Annotated in this window: 20 protein-coding genes, 1 tRNA gene and 1 pseudogene; 8 read left to right on the plus strand and 14 right to left on the minus strand. The window is 60.1% G+C overall.

Going from position 1 to position 15,475, the window contains the following annotated elements:
* Positions 1–25: 25 nt before the first annotated feature.
* From rbsD to AB4O05_RS22525, 6 genes are read right to left on the minus strand one after another with little or no spacing between them, the layout of a single operon-like run.
* The gene (gene rbsD / locus AB4O05_RS22500; RefSeq protein WP_460135226.1) at positions 26–430 is read right to left on the minus strand and encodes a D-ribose pyranase; all 405 of its coding nucleotides are present in this window, start codon (positions 428–430) and stop codon (positions 26–28) included.
* Positions 427–1,344: a ribokinase gene (gene rbsK, locus AB4O05_RS22505; protein ID WP_460135225.1), complete on the minus strand. Its 918-nt coding sequence runs from the start codon at positions 1,342–1,344 to the stop codon at positions 427–429. Before rbsK ends, rbsD begins: the two co-directional genes overlap by 4 nt.
* A 23-nt stretch (positions 1,345–1,367) precedes the next feature.
* Positions 1,368–2,390, minus strand: a complete 1,023-nt coding sequence (locus tag AB4O05_RS22510) for a LacI family DNA-binding transcriptional regulator (RefSeq protein WP_460135224.1) — start codon at positions 2,388–2,390, stop codon at positions 1,368–1,370.
* A 3-nt stretch (positions 2,391–2,393) separates the two neighbouring features.
* On the minus strand, positions 2,394–3,371 hold the full coding sequence (locus AB4O05_RS22515; protein WP_460135223.1) for an ABC transporter permease: 978 nt from the start codon (positions 3,369–3,371) through the stop codon (positions 2,394–2,396).
* Positions 3,368–4,921 (minus strand): sugar ABC transporter ATP-binding protein, encoded by a 1,554-nt coding sequence (locus AB4O05_RS22520; protein WP_460135222.1) that lies wholly within the window; start codon positions 4,919–4,921, stop codon positions 3,368–3,370. Before AB4O05_RS22520 ends, AB4O05_RS22515 begins: the two co-directional genes overlap by 4 nt.
* Before the next feature lie 57 nt (positions 4,922–4,978).
* A complete protein-coding gene (locus AB4O05_RS22525) occupies positions 4,979–5,974 on the minus strand; it encodes a substrate-binding domain-containing protein (RefSeq protein WP_460164801.1) in 996 nt (331 codons plus the stop codon).
* Positions 5,975–6,527: 553 nt separating this feature from the next.
* On the opposite strand from AB4O05_RS22525, the gene AB4O05_RS22530 reads away from it, so the two are divergent.
* From AB4O05_RS22530 to AB4O05_RS22540, 3 genes are all read left to right on the plus strand, one after another.
* The gene (locus tag AB4O05_RS22530; RefSeq protein WP_460135220.1) at positions 6,528–7,616 is read left to right on the plus strand and encodes an asparaginase; all 1,089 of its coding nucleotides are present in this window, start codon (positions 6,528–6,530) and stop codon (positions 7,614–7,616) included.
* Positions 7,617–7,807: 191 nt separating this feature from the next.
* Complete coding sequence (locus AB4O05_RS22535; protein WP_223015307.1) at positions 7,808–8,059, plus strand: DUF1654 domain-containing protein; 252 nt, start codon at positions 7,808–7,810, stop codon at positions 8,057–8,059.
* Between the two features lie 4 nt (positions 8,060–8,063).
* Positions 8,064–8,753 (plus strand): endonuclease, encoded by a 690-nt coding sequence (locus tag AB4O05_RS22540; protein ID WP_460135219.1) that lies wholly within the window; start codon positions 8,064–8,066, stop codon positions 8,751–8,753.
* Positions 8,754–8,781: 28 nt separating this feature from the next.
* Here the strand turns inward: AB4O05_RS22540 and AB4O05_RS22545 are convergent, their stop codons facing one another.
* Complete coding sequence (locus AB4O05_RS22545) at positions 8,782–9,147, minus strand: SPOR domain-containing protein (RefSeq protein WP_460137516.1); 366 nt, start codon at positions 9,145–9,147, stop codon at positions 8,782–8,784.
* A gap of 261 nt (positions 9,148–9,408) precedes the next feature.
* On the opposite strand from AB4O05_RS22545, the gene csrA reads away from it, so the two are divergent.
* From csrA to AB4O05_RS22560, 3 genes are all read left to right on the plus strand, one after another.
* On the plus strand, positions 9,409–9,603 hold the full coding sequence (gene csrA, locus AB4O05_RS22550) for a carbon storage regulator CsrA (protein ID WP_003192511.1): 195 nt from the start codon (positions 9,409–9,411) through the stop codon (positions 9,601–9,603).
* Between the two features lie 211 nt (positions 9,604–9,814).
* Complete coding sequence (locus AB4O05_RS22555; protein ID WP_460135218.1) at positions 9,815–10,066, plus strand: hypothetical protein; 252 nt, start codon at positions 9,815–9,817, stop codon at positions 10,064–10,066.
* A 97-nt stretch (positions 10,067–10,163) separates the two neighbouring features.
* Complete coding sequence (locus tag AB4O05_RS22560) at positions 10,164–10,460, plus strand: hypothetical protein (protein WP_460135217.1); 297 nt, start codon at positions 10,164–10,166, stop codon at positions 10,458–10,460.
* Between the two features lie 19 nt (positions 10,461–10,479).
* Here AB4O05_RS22560 and AB4O05_RS22565 read toward each other — a convergent pair whose 3' ends face one another.
* Positions 10,480–11,157 (minus strand): HAD-IA family hydrolase, encoded by a 678-nt coding sequence (locus AB4O05_RS22565; protein WP_460135216.1) that lies wholly within the window; start codon positions 11,155–11,157, stop codon positions 10,480–10,482.
* Positions 11,158–11,359: 202 nt separating this feature from the next.
* Here AB4O05_RS22565 and AB4O05_RS22570 point away from each other — a divergent pair, with 202 nt between their 5' ends.
* Both AB4O05_RS22570 and AB4O05_RS22575 read left to right on the plus strand, forming a co-directional pair.
* Positions 11,360–11,611, plus strand: coding sequence for a DUF2790 domain-containing protein (locus AB4O05_RS22570; protein ID WP_460135215.1), 252 nt, complete (start codon positions 11,360–11,362; stop codon positions 11,609–11,611).
* A gap of 42 nt (positions 11,612–11,653) precedes the next feature.
* Positions 11,654–11,766, plus strand: a pseudogene (locus AB4O05_RS22575) (DNA-binding response regulator); the annotation flags it as partial.
* A gap of 25 nt (positions 11,767–11,791) precedes the next feature.
* Here AB4O05_RS22575 and AB4O05_RS22580 read toward each other — a convergent pair.
* From AB4O05_RS22580 to AB4O05_RS22605, 6 genes are all read right to left on the minus strand, one after another.
* Complete coding sequence (locus tag AB4O05_RS22580) at positions 11,792–12,238, minus strand: anti-virulence regulator CigR family protein (RefSeq protein WP_460135214.1); 447 nt, start codon at positions 12,236–12,238, stop codon at positions 11,792–11,794.
* A gap of 63 nt (positions 12,239–12,301) precedes the next feature.
* Positions 12,302–12,916: a pyroglutamyl-peptidase I gene (gene pcp / locus AB4O05_RS22585; RefSeq protein WP_460135213.1), complete on the minus strand. Its 615-nt coding sequence runs from the start codon at positions 12,914–12,916 to the stop codon at positions 12,302–12,304.
* Between the two features lie 7 nt (positions 12,917–12,923).
* Positions 12,924–13,874: a DUF979 domain-containing protein gene (locus AB4O05_RS22590; RefSeq protein WP_460135212.1), complete on the minus strand. Its 951-nt coding sequence runs from the start codon at positions 13,872–13,874 to the stop codon at positions 12,924–12,926.
* Complete coding sequence (locus AB4O05_RS22595) at positions 13,871–14,587, minus strand: DUF969 domain-containing protein (protein ID WP_460135211.1); 717 nt, start codon at positions 14,585–14,587, stop codon at positions 13,871–13,873. Before AB4O05_RS22595 ends, AB4O05_RS22590 begins: the two co-directional genes overlap by 4 nt.
* 296 nt (positions 14,588–14,883) lie before the next feature.
* Positions 14,884–15,309, minus strand: coding sequence for a GNAT family N-acetyltransferase (locus AB4O05_RS22600; RefSeq protein ID WP_460135210.1), 426 nt, complete (start codon positions 15,307–15,309; stop codon positions 14,884–14,886).
* 89 nt (positions 15,310–15,398) lie between these two features.
* Positions 15,399–15,475, minus strand: a tRNA-Val gene (locus AB4O05_RS22605).

Genomic DNA, 15,475 nt, shown 5'->3' on the forward strand with positions numbered 1-15,475 from the left:
ACACTCCTTGTCGTTGTAAAAAACGCTAGAACGTTACGCCGGACACCAGCGCGATATTGCAGTAAGGCTGGCATTCGCCGGTCCGCACAACCGCCCGCGCATTGCGAGTCAGTTGCTTGAACTCATCGTGACTGAGCAGGCGCCGCTCGCCGAGGGCGGCCTGCCCGGTCAGGGTGTTCAGCTCAGCCAGCGCCGGCGGCTGCTTGAGCAGGATTTCTTCGGCCAGCACATGGCTTTCCACCTGCATTTCACTGAGCACGACGCGCAGGGTGCCGATGAAGTCAGGAACCCCCTGGGTCAGCGCCAGGTCGATCAACTCGACGCCTGGCGGTACCGGCAAACCGGCATCTCCGATCACCAGGATGTCGCCGTGACCAAGGGATGCGATCACGCGCGACAGGGCGATATTGAGCAGAGGGGTCTTTTTCATGTGAGCACAAAACCTTGCACGTCGTGCAGCGTAGGGATGGAGGGTTGCGCACCGGCGCGTGTCACCGACAATGCCGCCGCGACCTGGCCGAAGCGGATGGCCTCGGCTTCACTGTTACCGTTGGCCAATGCCGCGGCAAAACCACCGACAAAGGTATCGCCGGCGGCTGTGGTATCCACCGCCTTGACCTTGGGCGCCAGCAGGTGTTCGAAGCCGTGGCCGTCGGCGAACAGCGCGCCTTGGGCACCGAGGGTAATGATGACTTTGCCGGCCCCGGCCTGGATCAGCCGTGTCGCCGCTTCCTTGGCGCTCTCCAGGGAGTCAACCATCACGCCACTGAGGGCGCTGGCTTCGCTTTCGTTGGGAATCAGGTAATCGATCAAGGCATACCATTGCGCAGGCAACGGGCCACTGGCCGGCGCCGGGTTGAGGATCACCACCTTGCCCAGCTCGCGGCCGCGCTTGAGGGCGTATCCCACGGTCGGCATCGGCACTTCAAGTTGGCAGACGATCACGTCGGCGGCCTGGAGTACCGTGTCAAATGCCTGCAGCGAAGCCGGCGTCAGCTCGCCGTTACTGCCCGCGACGATGACAATTGCGTTCTGGCTGCTGTCGTCCACCACAATCAACGCCACGCCGCTGGAACCGTCCACGGTGCTGACGGCCTGGCAATCGATGCCTTCCACCCGCAATGCGTCACGCAGCTGGGTGCCATAGGCATCGGTGCCAACGCAGCCAATCATCGCCACGTCAGCCCCCAGGCGCGCCGACGCCACCGCCTGGTTGGCGCCTTTGCCACCGGGAACGGTGGTGAACGTTTGGCCGATCAGGGTTTCACCGGCACGCGGCAGCCGGCTGGCGCGGGTGACCAGGTCCATGTTCAAACTGCCTACTACCACTACTTTTGCTGGCATACATCAGTACTCATCAATTCGGTTCAGCGGTATTGGGCGAACACACCGGCGACGGGCGCCGTGGACTCGCGCAACACGATGCTCGGCGTCACGATGCGTTGATCGATCGGCAGTTGGGGTGTCGCAATTCGTCGCAGTAAAAGCTCGGCCGCCATCTCGCCCAGTTGCACGATGGACTGCCCCACCGTGGTCAATGCCGGATAGACGTAGCGACTCATTTGAATATCATCGAAACCGATCACCGACAGCTCGCCAGGCACACGAATATTACGCTCCGCCGCCGCGCGTAATACGCCGAAACCAATCATGTCGTTGCTGGCAAAAATCGCGCTGGGCGGGTTCTCCGCCAGCAGCGTGACGGCGGCGGCATAACCGCCGGTACTGGTGAAGTCGCTTTCCCGGATGCGGCTGGCCGCCAGTTCCACCCCCGCCTCACGCAGCGCACGGTGATACCCGGCCAGGCGCATTTGCGCCACGCGGGTATGGGCAGGGCCGCCGATGCAGGCGATGTCCCGATGGCCCAGCTCCAACAGGTGCCGGGTTGCGAGGTAGGCGCCCTCCTCGTGGTCGATGCGCACCAGGTCGACATCAATGCCATCCAGCGCCCGGTCGACAATCACCATGGGCGTGCGCACGGCATTCAAGCCGGCCGCCAGCCCACTGTCGTCACCGCCCACGGAGGTGACGATCAGGCCGTCGATGCGCTTCTCCAGCAACACACGCAAATAACTGCGTTGCTTTTGCGCGTTGTCGTCCGAGTTGCAGAGGATCACGCAATAGCCGTTACGCTCGCAGTAATCCTCGATGCCCCGCGCCAGCTCGGCAAAATACGGGTTGAGGCTGTTGGGCACCAGCAAACCGATGGTGGCTGTGGTCTTGGCCTTGAGCGACCGCGCGACGGCACTGGGTACATAGTCGAGCTGCTTGATCGCCGCTTCGACCTTGAGCCGTACCGGCTCGCTCACCGGGCGCGTTTTGTTCACCACATGGGACACGGTGGTGTAGGAAATACCTGCAAGCGCCGCCACATCCTTGATCGTTGCCATGGGTCAGCCTCGCCGACTGGCGCGCTGGCTGCGATACGTATCGAGGACCACGGCAATCACAATCACCGCGCCGGTGATGATGCGCTTCGTGGGCTCCGTGGCACCGATCTGCGCCAGGCCAGCGGCCAATACCGAAATAATCAACACCCCAAAGAACGTGCTGATCACCGAACCACGCCCGCCCATCAGGCTGGTGCCACCGATCACCACCGCCGCAATCACTTGCAACTCCAGGCCGGAGCCTGCGTTCGGGTCGGCCGCTTCCAGGCGCGAGATCTGGAACAGCGCAGCCACACCGGCCAGCAGGCCCATCAGGCTGAATACCAGGATCTTGTAGGGTTTTGGGTTGATACCCGCCAGGCGCACGGCTTCTTCGTTAGTGCCAATACCGATCAGGTAACGACCGAACACCGTGCGGGTCAGCACCAGTTGGGCGGCAATGATCACCAGCAACGCAATGATGAAGGACGGCGAAATGCCAAAAGCAATCGGATCGGACAGCCAGGCAAACGAATCGCCAATGTAGGCGGTGCGCGAGCCGGTCATCTGGTAGGCCACGCCACGGGCCATTTCCAGCACGCCCAGGGACACGATAAACGACGGAATCCGCCACGCCACAGTGATAGAGCCGGTGATGGTACCGGCCAATGCGGCGCAGCCCATGCCGAGCACGGCGGCCGGCAATACACTCCAGCCCCAGCCAAGAATCGCCACGCTCACCGCCGACGCGGCCAACGCCAGTACCGAGCCCACCGACAAGTCGATACCGCCGATGATCAGGATGAACGTCATGCCCACCGCCAGCACCATCAGGTCCGGGATCTGGTTGGCCAGGGTGCTGAAAGTGTCGTAGGACAGGAAGTGATCGCTGAGCACCGAGAACAGCGCGATCATCACGAGCAAGGCGCCCGCCAGCCCCAGGTACGTACCCAGGCCATAGAAGTTGCCGCCCGCTTTACCGGGTGAAGTGGTTGTTTTCATGGGGTTTCCCTAAGCACTGCGTCGTTGAGCAGCGCGTCACGTTTCTGATAGCCGGCAAACGCGGCGGCGAGCAATTCGTCCTGGGTCCAGCTGTCTCGTTCGAAGGTCTGGATCAGGCGCCCGGCGGACAACACGCCGATGCGGTCGCAGATCAGCATGAGCTCACGCAGGTCGCTGGACACCACCACCAACGCTTTGCCCTGACGGGTCAACTCGCCGAGCAAGGCATAAATGTCGAACTTGGCGCCCACGTCAATGCCGCGGGTGGGCTCGTCGAACAGCATCACCGAGCAGTCGCGCTCCAGCCAGCGGCCAATCACCACCTTCTGCTGGTTGCCGCCCGACAGTTCGGAGACCAACTGCGCCGGGCTGGAACTGCGGATGCGCATGGCCTCGATCTGGCGCCTGGCCAATGCCGTTTCGTCACGGCTGTTGACCAGACCACCGCCGGAGATTTCCGGCATGTTGCCCAAGGCGATATTGGCGCTGATGGACTGAGTCAGCAGCAGGCCTTCGCCCTTGCGGTCCTCGGTGATCAGTGCGATGCCATGACCGACCGCGTCCACTGGCGAGCGTATGCTCACCACCTGGGCCGGCGAACCCAGGGCCACGGTGCCGCTGTCGGCCAGATCGGCGCCGAAGATCAGGCGCAGCAATTCGGTGCGGCCAGCGCCGATCAGGCCGGAAATGCCGTAGATTTCGCCGGCACGCACTTCAAAGGACACATCGCGGACCTTGTCCGAGCGGCTCAGGCCTGTGACCGTGAGGGCCGGATCGCCAAGGGTGCGCGGGCCCAGATCGATGTGTTCACCCAGCTCGCGCCCGACCATCAAGGTCACCAACTGCTCGCTGTTGTAGTTGGCCATCGGCTCGACACAGACCAGCTTGCCGTCACGCAGTACCGCAATGCGCTGGGCGACACGGGCCAGCTCTTCGAGCCGGTGTGAAATATAGATGATCGCCACGCCCCGGGCCTGCAGGCGAGTGATCTGCTCAAACAGCATCTCGACTTCACGAGCCGTGAGCATGGCCGTGGGCTCGTCGAGGATCAGCACATGGCAGTCGCCGATCAGGTTGCGGGCGATCTCGACCATTTGCTGGTGGCCGATGCCCAGGCTGCCGACCAGGGTGTCCGGGTCGATCGCATCCAGGCCGACCTGGGCCATGGCCTCTATCGCGGCGCTACGCAGTTGCTTGCGGCTGATCCAGCCACAGTGGCTGGGCAGGTTGTCCAGAAACAGGTTCTCGGCCACGGTCAACGTCGGCAGCAGGTTGAGTTCCTGCATGACCATGCGTACCCCCAGCTGTTCAGCCTGGGTACGGCTGGCGGGTTGGTAATCCTGACCATTGAATTGCATATGCCCGGTGGTCGGTGTGACCAGCCCGCCGATGATCTTCGACAACGTACTTTTGCCTGCGCCGTTCTCACCGGTCAGCGCCAACACTTCCCCGCGGTTGAGCGTGAGGGTGATGTCGGACAGCACCGGCTGGGCATAGGTCTTACCGATACCGCTGACCGAGAGGACAGCGTTCGGGGCGGAAGATGACATAGGAAAATCTCCAGGCGTCCGCCCAGGGCGAGCGGACGCTGTTGGGTGCTGCCAGGATTATTTCTTGATGACGAGCTCGACCGGGGTTTCGATCACGCCGTCGTGGGCATCGACTTTCTCACCCTTGACCAGCTTGAGCGCGCTCTGGATACCAAACACGGCCTGCTGGGCAGCAGCCTGGTCGGCGGTCGCCAGGACGCGGCCGTCCTGCAGCATCGGTTTGATGGCTTTGATATTGTCGTAGCCGACCACCAGCACCTTGCCCGCCTTGTCCGCCTTGCCGGCCTTGCCGGCCTTGTCCGCCTTACCGGCCGCGCGTACGGCAGAGACAGCGCCCAGGGCCATGTTGTCGTTACCAGCCAGCAGCGCCTTGAGGTCAGGGTATTCGCTCAGCATGGCCGAGGCGACTTTCTGGCCCTGGTCGATTTCCCAGTTACCGGATTGGATGGACACGATCTTCATGCCGGCAGCGTCCATCGCATCCTTGTAGCCTGCGGTCCGCTGCTGGGCGTTGGTGGTAGTCGGCACACCTTCGATGATGCCAACCTTGTCACCCGCAGCCAGTTGCTTGGCCAGGTAATCACCCACCAGCCTGGCACCCTTGCGGTTGTCCGGGCCTACAAACGGGATATCGAGTTTTTTGCTTTTCAGCACGCCAGGGTCCAGGCGGTTGTCGATGTTGACGACCTTGATGCCGGCATCGGAGGCTTTCTTCAGCACGGTGACCAGTGCCTTGGAATCAGCCGGCGCGATAACGATGGCGTTGACCTTGGCGAGGATCATCTGATTGACGATATCGATCTGCGCGCTGGTATCGGTTTCGTTTTTGATGCCGTTGGTGATCATGTCGAAATCAGCAGCGTGGTCTTTCTGATACGCCTTGGCACCGTCCTGCATGGTGACGAAGAATTCATTGGCAAGGGATTTCATCACCAGGCCGACCTTGGGTTTGGCGGCGGCGTCATCAGCGAATGCAGAGGAGAGAGGTAAAGCGGCGGATGCGGCGGCAAGCACAGCGACAGCAAGAAGACGTCCAGCGAATGGCAGCTTCATGGGTTCACTCCGATCTTATGATTATTGTGAGCAACGCATGCACCGAAAAACGCTTCGGCGGCCCTCCCACCTGGGTGGCTGATACGAGCTGCCAGGAGACTCTATGGTGCGCTCCGTGAAACATCTCGCAAACGTTTGCGTTATTCAAACTATGAGAACCTTGTCGAGATTTGTCAACGGAAGAAAACTACCTTTCATACAAGGCGTGCGTGCCCTGCTTTCACGTCGGGGGCACGGCGTCGCTAAATATCTTCTGCGCCCGGTCGTTCTCTGAAACGACAGGCTTTGGCGCGCCACCCAGGATTTATTCGTCATCCTTTTTCGGGCAACCGAACGCAACGGCTCAGCTTGTTCGGAAAGCCGGACGAACACTCGCAAAGCCCTGCCAAAATCACAATAAAAAATCATATATATCAACTACTTAATTTATATCCACAAACACAATCGGCCTGGTACAGATCCTGCTGTTCCACAGCGCCCGTGGCATGCAGTACCGCCTGGGTGTTCTAGATGAACCTGCTACAGCACTCATCAAAAACCAGAGAGAAAAATAATGAAATCTGCACTGAAGAACTTTGTTCCGGGCGCCTTAGCCCTGCTGCTGCTGTTCCCTGTTGCCGCCCAGGCAAAAGAGGCTGAATCCAAGACCAAGCTGTCCAACGTGGTCATTCTCGCCACCGGCGGCACCATTGCCGGCGCGGGCGCCAGCGCGGCCAACAGCGCGACCTATCAGGCGGCCAAGGTCGGTATCGAGCAATTGATCGCCGGTGTTCCTGAGCTTAGTCAGATCGCCAACGTGCGTGGCGAGCAAGTGATGCAAATTGCGTCCGAAAGCATCAACAACGAAAACCTGCTGCAACTGGGTCGCCGCGTCGCCGAACTGGCCGACAACAAAGACGTGGATGGCATCGTGATCACCCACGGGACCGACACCCTGGAAGAGACCGCCTACTTCCTGAACCTGGTGGAAAAAACCGACAAACCCATCGTGGTGGTCGGCTCCATGCGCCCCGGTACCGCGATGTCAGCCGACGGCATGCTCAACCTGTACAACGCCGTGGCCGTGGCCGGCAGCAAGGATGCGCGCGGCAAAGGCGTGCTGGTGACCATGAACGACGAGATCCAATCGGGCCGCGACGTCAGCAAGATGATCAACATCAAGACCGAAGCGTTCAAGAGCCCATGGGGCCCGTTGGGCATGGTGGTCGAAGGCAAATCCTACTGGTTCCGCCTGCCTGCCAAGCGCCACACCATGGACTCTGAATTCGACATCAAGACCATCAAGAGCCTGCCCGACGTCGAAATCGCCTATGGCTACGGCAACGTGAGCGATACCGCCTACAAGGCCCTGGCCCAGGCCGGCGCCAAAGCCATCATCCACGCCGGCACCGGCAATGGCTCGGTATCTTCCAAGGTAGTCCCCGCGCTGGTGGAACTGCGCAAGCAAGGCGTGCAGATCATTCGCTCCTCCCACGTGAACGCCGGCGGCATGGTGCTGCGCAATGCCGAACAGCCAGACGACAAGTACGACTGGGTCGCCGCCCTCGACCTGAACCCGCAGAAAGCGCGGATTCTAGCGATGGTCGCCCTGACCAAGACCCAGGACAGCAAAGAGCTGCAACGCATCTTCTGGGAATATTGATTCCGGCGGGCATCACAGCAGAGGCGGTTTATCCGCCTCTGCTCTCCTCGGTAAATCCCGCAACCACTGCCTCCCCGCCTTACATCCAATCTTCCAAATTTCTGTCAGACGAACTTCTTTAGTTTTAAGCAGTTGCGAAATAGCCTACAGTTAAATACTGTATGTGCGTACAGCAAACCAAGGAATAATCCGTGGCAAAGTCCTCTTCCGCAGCGCCCACCCCGCCTGATGCCTACGAACGCCTGGCGATTCGTGTGCAAAAAATCATCAACTCCACCAACGCCCAAAAAGCCAAGGCCGCCTTGATCTTTCGCTTGCCGGAAGAACCTGAGGATGAGTGGCAGCGTTTGCTGGAGGAAATCGCCGAGAACGACAACGTCACCCTTGCCTATCGGGATGACGGCGGCGTGCAGATTTTCTGGGTCGTGCCGAAGGAAGACTGAGTCGATGAGTGCCCGTTTTATTGCTGTGTGTTGCCTGTTTTTCGCCGTCACCGCCCATGCCCAGGCGCCTCGCACCTTCAGCGAAGCCAAGAAAATCGCCTGGAAACTCTACGCCCCGCAATCCACCGAATTTTATTGCGGCTGCAAATACACCGGCAACCGCGTGGACCTGAAAGCCTGCGGCTACGTTCCGCGCAAAAACGCCAATCGCGCCGCGCGCATTGAATGGGAGCACATCGTGCCGGCCTGGCAGATCGGGCATCAGCGCCAGTGCTGGCAGAATGGCGGACGCAAGAACTGCACCCGCCACGATGACGTATTCAAGCGCGCCGAAGCGGATTTGCACAACCTGGTGCCGAGCATCGGCGAGGTCAACGGCGACCGTAACAACTTCAGTTTTGGCTGGCTGCCGGTGCAAAGTGGGCAGTACGGCTCTTGCCTGACCCAGGTGGACTTCAAGGCCAGGAAGGTCATGCCACGCCCGTCGATTCGCGGGATGATCGCGCGCACATATTTCTACATGAGCAAACAGTATGGCTTGCGCCTGTCGAAACAGGACCGCCAATTGTACGAGGCCTGGAACAAGACCTACCCGGTACAGGCCTGGGAGCGCCAGCGCAACCAGACCGTGGCGTGTGTGATGGGACGCGGTAATGAGTTTGTCGGCCCGGTGAATCTTAAAGCCTGCAGTTGAACATGGGCGCCCCCGCCCAATTGACAGGTTACTGCGCGGTGTTGTGTTCGATGATCTCGGACACGGTGTCGGTTTTCTTGGCCCGAGCCATTTTTTCGTTGAGCAGCGTTTGCTTGGCTTCAGCCTCTGCCTTGGTTGCGAACGGCCCCAACAGCACTTCGTCCTTGCCGTCGACCTTCACGATATAAAAATTGAAACCATGTTCGAGCAGCCAGGCCGTCAGATCGGTGAGCGCCTGCAGCTTGTGGTCCGGCGGGCCGACCCGTACATCCCATTCCTGAGCGGCAATCGCGCCTGTTTGTGGCTGACTGTCGGTCACGACAGGCTTGGTCTTCGGGGCATCGACGCTTTTGCCCTCACCGCAACCGGCCAATGCCAACACCGCAATTGCCATCGCTACTTTACGCACTGCCCTGCTCCTTTAAGGATAAAGAGGCGACTTTATCATTCGCTGTCTATTCTGGCCGTCATAAACATTGGCTTAAACAATGCGAATGATGTACCGCAGACCTGTATGATGCCGCCATGGGAATTAATGTCGCCTCTATGCGTCCTAAAAGAGGCAGTCACAGGGAAGCGCTTAGCAGTAAGCTACACACATCCGACACCTGCCCTGTCTGAACATGTGTCCTTAAAAGTAATCAAGGAGAAGTCCATGCTTATACTCACCCGCAAAGTTGGTGAAAGCATAAACATCGGTGATGACATCACGATCACCATCCTGGGCGTCAGCGGCCAGCAAGTACGAATCGGCATCAACGCACCCAAGGACGTTGCCGTGCATCGCGAGGAGATCTACCAGCGCATCCAGGCCGGCCTGACCGCACCGGATAAAAACCAGACGCCTTGAAGCGCCCCCAGTAGCCAGCCCTTTCGTTCACTGTAACGGCTGGCGAAAACTCCTTCAGACAACGCCTGTTCTGGTTGTAAGATTCGTGTCGTCATTCAGGTCATCCGTGCCGAAAGATGAAACTGCATTCATGTCTGGAACTTGTCGCGTCATCCATAGCCGAATTCCCTGAACGATATCTCGCCATTCGTGTGCATTCGGGAGCACGTCGATGAGGCTTAACGCTGTGCAGCCATTTTTCTCCAGGTCCTGGATGATCGCCTTGTTGATCGGGCTGGTCTTTGTGGGGCTGGAATATGGTCTGAGGCTTGAAATCGAAGGCGCCGGTTCCGGCGACTCCTATTCCTGGCTGGACCTGACTCTGCTGCTGTGTGGCTACCTGTTCATGTTCTGTCTCAAACCCATCCAGAAAGCCGTGCATCGCAAGTTGTGCCAACGAACCACGCACAATGTGGCGCATTGAACGCCGATTATTCGCTATCGTATCGCCAGTATTTACAGCCTCGTAACAGCACCTATCCTTGGGATTGTTCGCACAGCCAATAAAGGCGCTGAAGCAGATGGACACCCTTGGTAAAACCCAAATCGAATCCGCCCTGGCAGCCCGCCTGCCCAGCTATACGGTCAACTGCACGTTGCACGCCGATGGCACCCTCTCAGCGGTGCTCAGCGGCCCGGACACCGACCATTTCGCCGTCACCGGGATCGTGCGCGCGCACTATCGCGGCGTCGAAGGGATCGCGCGGCTCGCCAACGAGATCCTCAGGGAAATGGTGATATCGCGCCAAAGCATGCGCAGCGACCGGATGCAGGCCTCTACTCAGGCAATCCCCCACGAACAAGGCCGGGCCCGATAAAGGGTCCGGTTTTTGTGTATCAGCCCGCCGTGCATTGCAGGAACAACAAACCGTCAGCATGGCGCGTCACCTGCAGGCGCTCATACCCGTCGACCGAAGGATGCTCGGTGAGCATGGGCTCAAGATGCGTCGACGTCACGACCAACACATCCGCCCCCGCGGCCTCCCCCGCTCGAATACCCACCTTGGCGTCTTCAAACACCAGGCAGTCCCGCACCGCCACCCCCAGGCGCTGCGCACCCAGGACATAACAGGCCGGGTCCGGTTTGCCGATGGCGACATCTTCCGCCGTCACCAGCACCGCTGGCGGCGTAATGCCCGCCGCTTGCAGCCGGCGCAACGCCAGCGTCTTGGGGGCAGACGTCACCAGCGCCCACTGATCGCCGGGCAAGCCGTTCAGAAACTCGACGGCACCGCCAATCGCCACTACGCCTTGAACATCATTGAGTTCAGCTTCGGTAATCCACTGCGCCTCAACCTCGGGATCGATGCCCGGCAATGCCTGGCGAGTGATGGTATCGATGGCGCGGGCGCCATGAATGGTGGTCAGGAACGCCGCTACATCCAGGCCATGACGCTCAGCCCAGCGGCTCCATACCCGCTCGGCGGCGGCAATGGAGTTGAGCAGGGTCCCATCCATATCGAACAGAAAGGCGCGGTAAGGGCGGGCAAATACGGCTGAACCTCGGATGGACACTGCGTGGTTTCCTCGCGGGCTGAAACGAATAATCGGCCCGATGCAATCTACGGATCACCTCGCTGCTTGTAAACGCCACGGGGGCGTCGCGCGGCCAATCATTACGAACTTTTCATTCTCCTGTTGGCTGGCCGTTCGAGTCACCTGGGTACCCTGAACGCACTGCCCTCCTGGCAGCCCACCCTTGAAGAGAGGTACCGTCATGAGAATGTTTATCCTCGGCTTGACTGCCCTGTTGGCTACCGGCTCTGTGTTCGCCGCTGACAAAGGCAGCGTGATCCACGACAAAACCGGCTTTTTCCTTCATCTGGATGTCGCCAAAGTACTGTCGAGCACCGACACCTACGGCCAGTGCGGCATCGTTCCGGCGCACCTCAACTATCTGGACCAGCAGGGCCGTGAACACGAGTTGGATTATCAGGTGCAGGACACCGATTGCCCCAATGACAATTGACCCGGCTACACTTGCGCAACGCATCGAACCAGAGCCCTGCCCATGAACATCCTCGTTGTCGAAGACGAACTCAAAGCCGGTAATTACCTGCTCGATAGCCAACAGGAAAGCGGTACTGCGTGAGTCTCGCTCGCGATGGCATGAACGGTCGGCATCAGCGCGGCATGAGCCATCACCGCGTCAATCAAACGCACCATTGAGCACTTCGTAGATAAGCCCTGTCGCGAGGGCTACCAATATCAAATCGGTACCCGCTTGCTGCCATTCGTAGCCATCGTAATGGGGCAAGCGGTTCAATAAACGAGCATCGAGTTTTTTGGCGATACCCGGCGGCAGCGGCTTGCCCCGTGCCAGGTTCTTCTGGATGCCCGGGGGCAACGCGGGCCCCGGGCTCCAGTAGTCGCGGTAGCCCCCCAACACAGTCAATACGCCGCTGCGGTCGACGCTGGGGCCATGACGGCCCTGCGCACCTTTGCCCTTGGGCTTGTCATACCCCTGCCCGCCTTGACCGTTACCTTTATTGTGACCTTGGCCCTTGCCATTGCCTGGGTCGGCCAGGGCGACGGCGCTACCGGCAGACAAGACAAGCGACAACACGATAGACACACCTTTCAAAGACTTGATCATGGCGACTATCCAAGACAGGGACGTGATTGAACTGTAGCCGAGGTTGCCACCCCGCGCATTGAATCAACCCACTTGACCGCCCACCTCCACCACGTCCACCGTGTTGTTCCACGCCGCGAACAGCGCCACGAGCAGCCCGTCGACCACGCTCGACAGCGCCATCGAGGCCTGGCCGGGCACGTGGATGAAGCCACTGCGCACCCCCGAGCCCGTGAGTGCATGTTGCAAACGGTAGAACACCTGGTTGCAGACGAACGTACCCGCCGTCTGCGACACCGAGGCGGCAATCCCCGCTTCACGCAGGGCCTTGACCATAGCCTTGATCGGCAAGGTCGAAAAGTACGCCGCCGGCCCGCCGACCACCACCGCCGTATCGATGGGCTGCGCCCCCAGGTTATCGGGGATACGCGCATCGTTGATATTGATCGCCACCCGCTCGATCGACATGTCGCTGCGCCCAGGGCCCAACCCGGTGGCAATGACCATCGCCGGGCGCAGTTCGGCGATCAGTTGGACCAGACACTCGCCCGCCGTGGCAAATGCACAGGGCAGGCACCGCGCAACAATCCGCACACCCTCGTCGAGCTGCATGCCGTCCAGTTGGCGCGCCGCTTCCCAGGACGGGTTCAGCAGATCTTGATCAAAGGGCTCGAAGCCCGTCAGCAGTAGGGTTTGCATCCTGGCCTCACATCAACAGGTAAAGCAGCACGATATTGACCACCAACATCATCAATGCGGTGGGCAATTGCGCCTTGATCACCGCATTTTTGTCTGGCAGCTCCAGCAACGCCGCCGGCACGATATTGAAATTGGCCGCCATCGGAGTCATCAGGGTCCCGCAGTAGCCGGAGAACATGCCAATGGCCGCCATCACTGCCGGGTTGCCACCGTAGATACCCACCAGCACCGGTACACCCACGCCACCGGTCATCACCGGGAACGCCGCGAAGCCGTTACCCATGATCACCGTGAACAGCGCCATGCCCAACACATAGACCATCACCGCCACCAGCTTGAAATCCAGGTTGATATAGGTGGTAGTGACGTGGGCAACCGCCGTGCCCACACCGGCCTCATTGAACAGCAACCCAAGCATCGCCAGCATTTGCGGCAGCACCATGGCCCAGCCCAAGGCTTCGGTGAGGCGACGCGACTCGCGCAAGGCTTGCACCGGGGTATCGCGGGTCAGCCAGCAGGCCAGGGCAAGGGCAATCAGGCAGCCGATACCGAGGGAGACGAAGGTGGTGTTTTTCGGGTCCAGCAACGGCACACCGCCAATTTCGGTGTGCTTGAGCAAGACCGAACCCATCACCGTGGTCAGGGGAATCGCCAGCGCGGGAATAAACAGCTTGTGCCCCAAGCGAGCGGCGCTGGCGCGCGAAGCCTTGTCATGCAATTCGGAATGGGTACCACGGCCAACGCCGCCGAGCCCCGCGATCAACGCCATCACCACTACACCGGCGCCGATCACCACCGATGGCAGGCGCTCGCCCACCAGGAACGGAATGGCGAACAACAGCCAGAACAAGGCGCTGGACCAGCGCTTGGGATGGGTTCGATCCATCAGGATCATGCCCGCGGTAATCAGCAGCAGAACCCCGGCAAGCCAGTACAGGTATTGAATAGAGATGATCATTGTGCGGCCTCCACCGGGCGGGCGGCGGGCGTCATCTCGCGGGTCAGCCTTCGGTCAAACCGATGCAGGCGGATCGCGTGAATGATAAAGGCGCAAATCGCCGTGGGAATGCCCCATACCGCAATGTGCAGCGGCTCCACATCGATCCCGGAACCCAGCAGGAACGTGTGCATCAACGCAATCGCGCCAAAGGCGACAAAGATGTCTTCACCAAAGAACAGGCCGACGTTGTCCGTCGCAGCACACATCGCCAATACCTTGTGGCGCAGCTTGTCCGGCAGCTTACCGTAGCGTTTTTCCGCGGCACCTTCGGCCATCGGGGCCAGCAACGGGCGCACCATCTGCGGGTGACCGCCCAGGCTGGTCAAGCCCATGGCAGCGGTGGATTCGCGCACAAACAGGTAGATGATCAGCAAACGCCCCACCGTGGCGCGCTCGAACCGCGCAATCCAGTTCTGCGCATGCAGGCGCAACCCATGGCGCTCCAGCAAGCCAATGACCGCCAGGGGCAATAGCAGAATCAATTGCAAGGCACGGGTCTGAAGGAAGCCATCACCCATGGTGGCGAGGATCTTTTCCAGCGGGAAGTGGGCGGCCAGCCCAGTGGCGATAGCGGCGGCGGTCACCACCAACAGCGGATTGAAACGCAAAACGAAGCCAACCACGATCACAAGTACGCCGATCAACGGCCATAAGTTCACAACAGTTTGCATGGCGGAGAGGTCCTTAAGTGCGCGCGGCGGCGCCATTACAGCAGGATGTGAACCAAGGGTTCACAGCAGGAAGTGGCGCGCAGTCGGCTCGGTTTTTTATTGTTGACCCGTGAGGGCGAGCGTCAGTGGCGGCAACTTTGCTGCCTGGAGGCGGGAGGTGTCCAACAAGAAAAATTGTTGCTGCGCACCAATAAATTTTGTCGGTGCGCGTTGAAAGGATTGCCAAACAGTTGATCGCTGATATCAACCGCGCCAGGCCAGGCAAGGCACCCCGCCTGGCGACGACACGCCGTGGATCACCCCAGGCGTTTCTGGAAAAAGTGGCGTTGGTGACCCGGCGGGTAATCGGCAATATGGCCAAATTCACTGAAGCCCAACTTTCGATAAAACCCCGGGGCCTGGAAGCTGAACGTGTCCAGCCAGATACCGGCGCAGCCCTTGTGCCGGGCTACCTCTTCAGCGGCCTGCATCAAGCGCGTGCCCGTGCCTTGGGCACGCATGGAGTCCGGGATGCTCAAGAGCTCAATAAACATCCAACCGTAGGAAATCTTTGCGTAGAGACCACCCACCACCTCCTGAGTCTCGGGGTCACGCAGCAGCACCCCGACGGTCTCGAACGCCATGTCGCCGGCATGGCTGAGGTTGTAGGCTCTCAAAGGCTTGAGAATGGCCTCACGTTCTTGCGCGGACACGTTGAACGACACTTCCATTGCTCGCTCCATTTCACTCTCCGGGTATTTCAGGGCCACAACAAAAAAGGGCCCACCTTTCGGTGGGCCCTTCCAGACCGCCCAGCAGAGCGGATTTTGTTTGGTAGGCGCGATTGGACTCGAACCAACGACCCCCACCATGTCAAGGTGGTGCTCTAACCAACTGAGCTACGTGCCT

The organism is Pseudomonas sp. S1_G07, assembly GCF_054668565.1.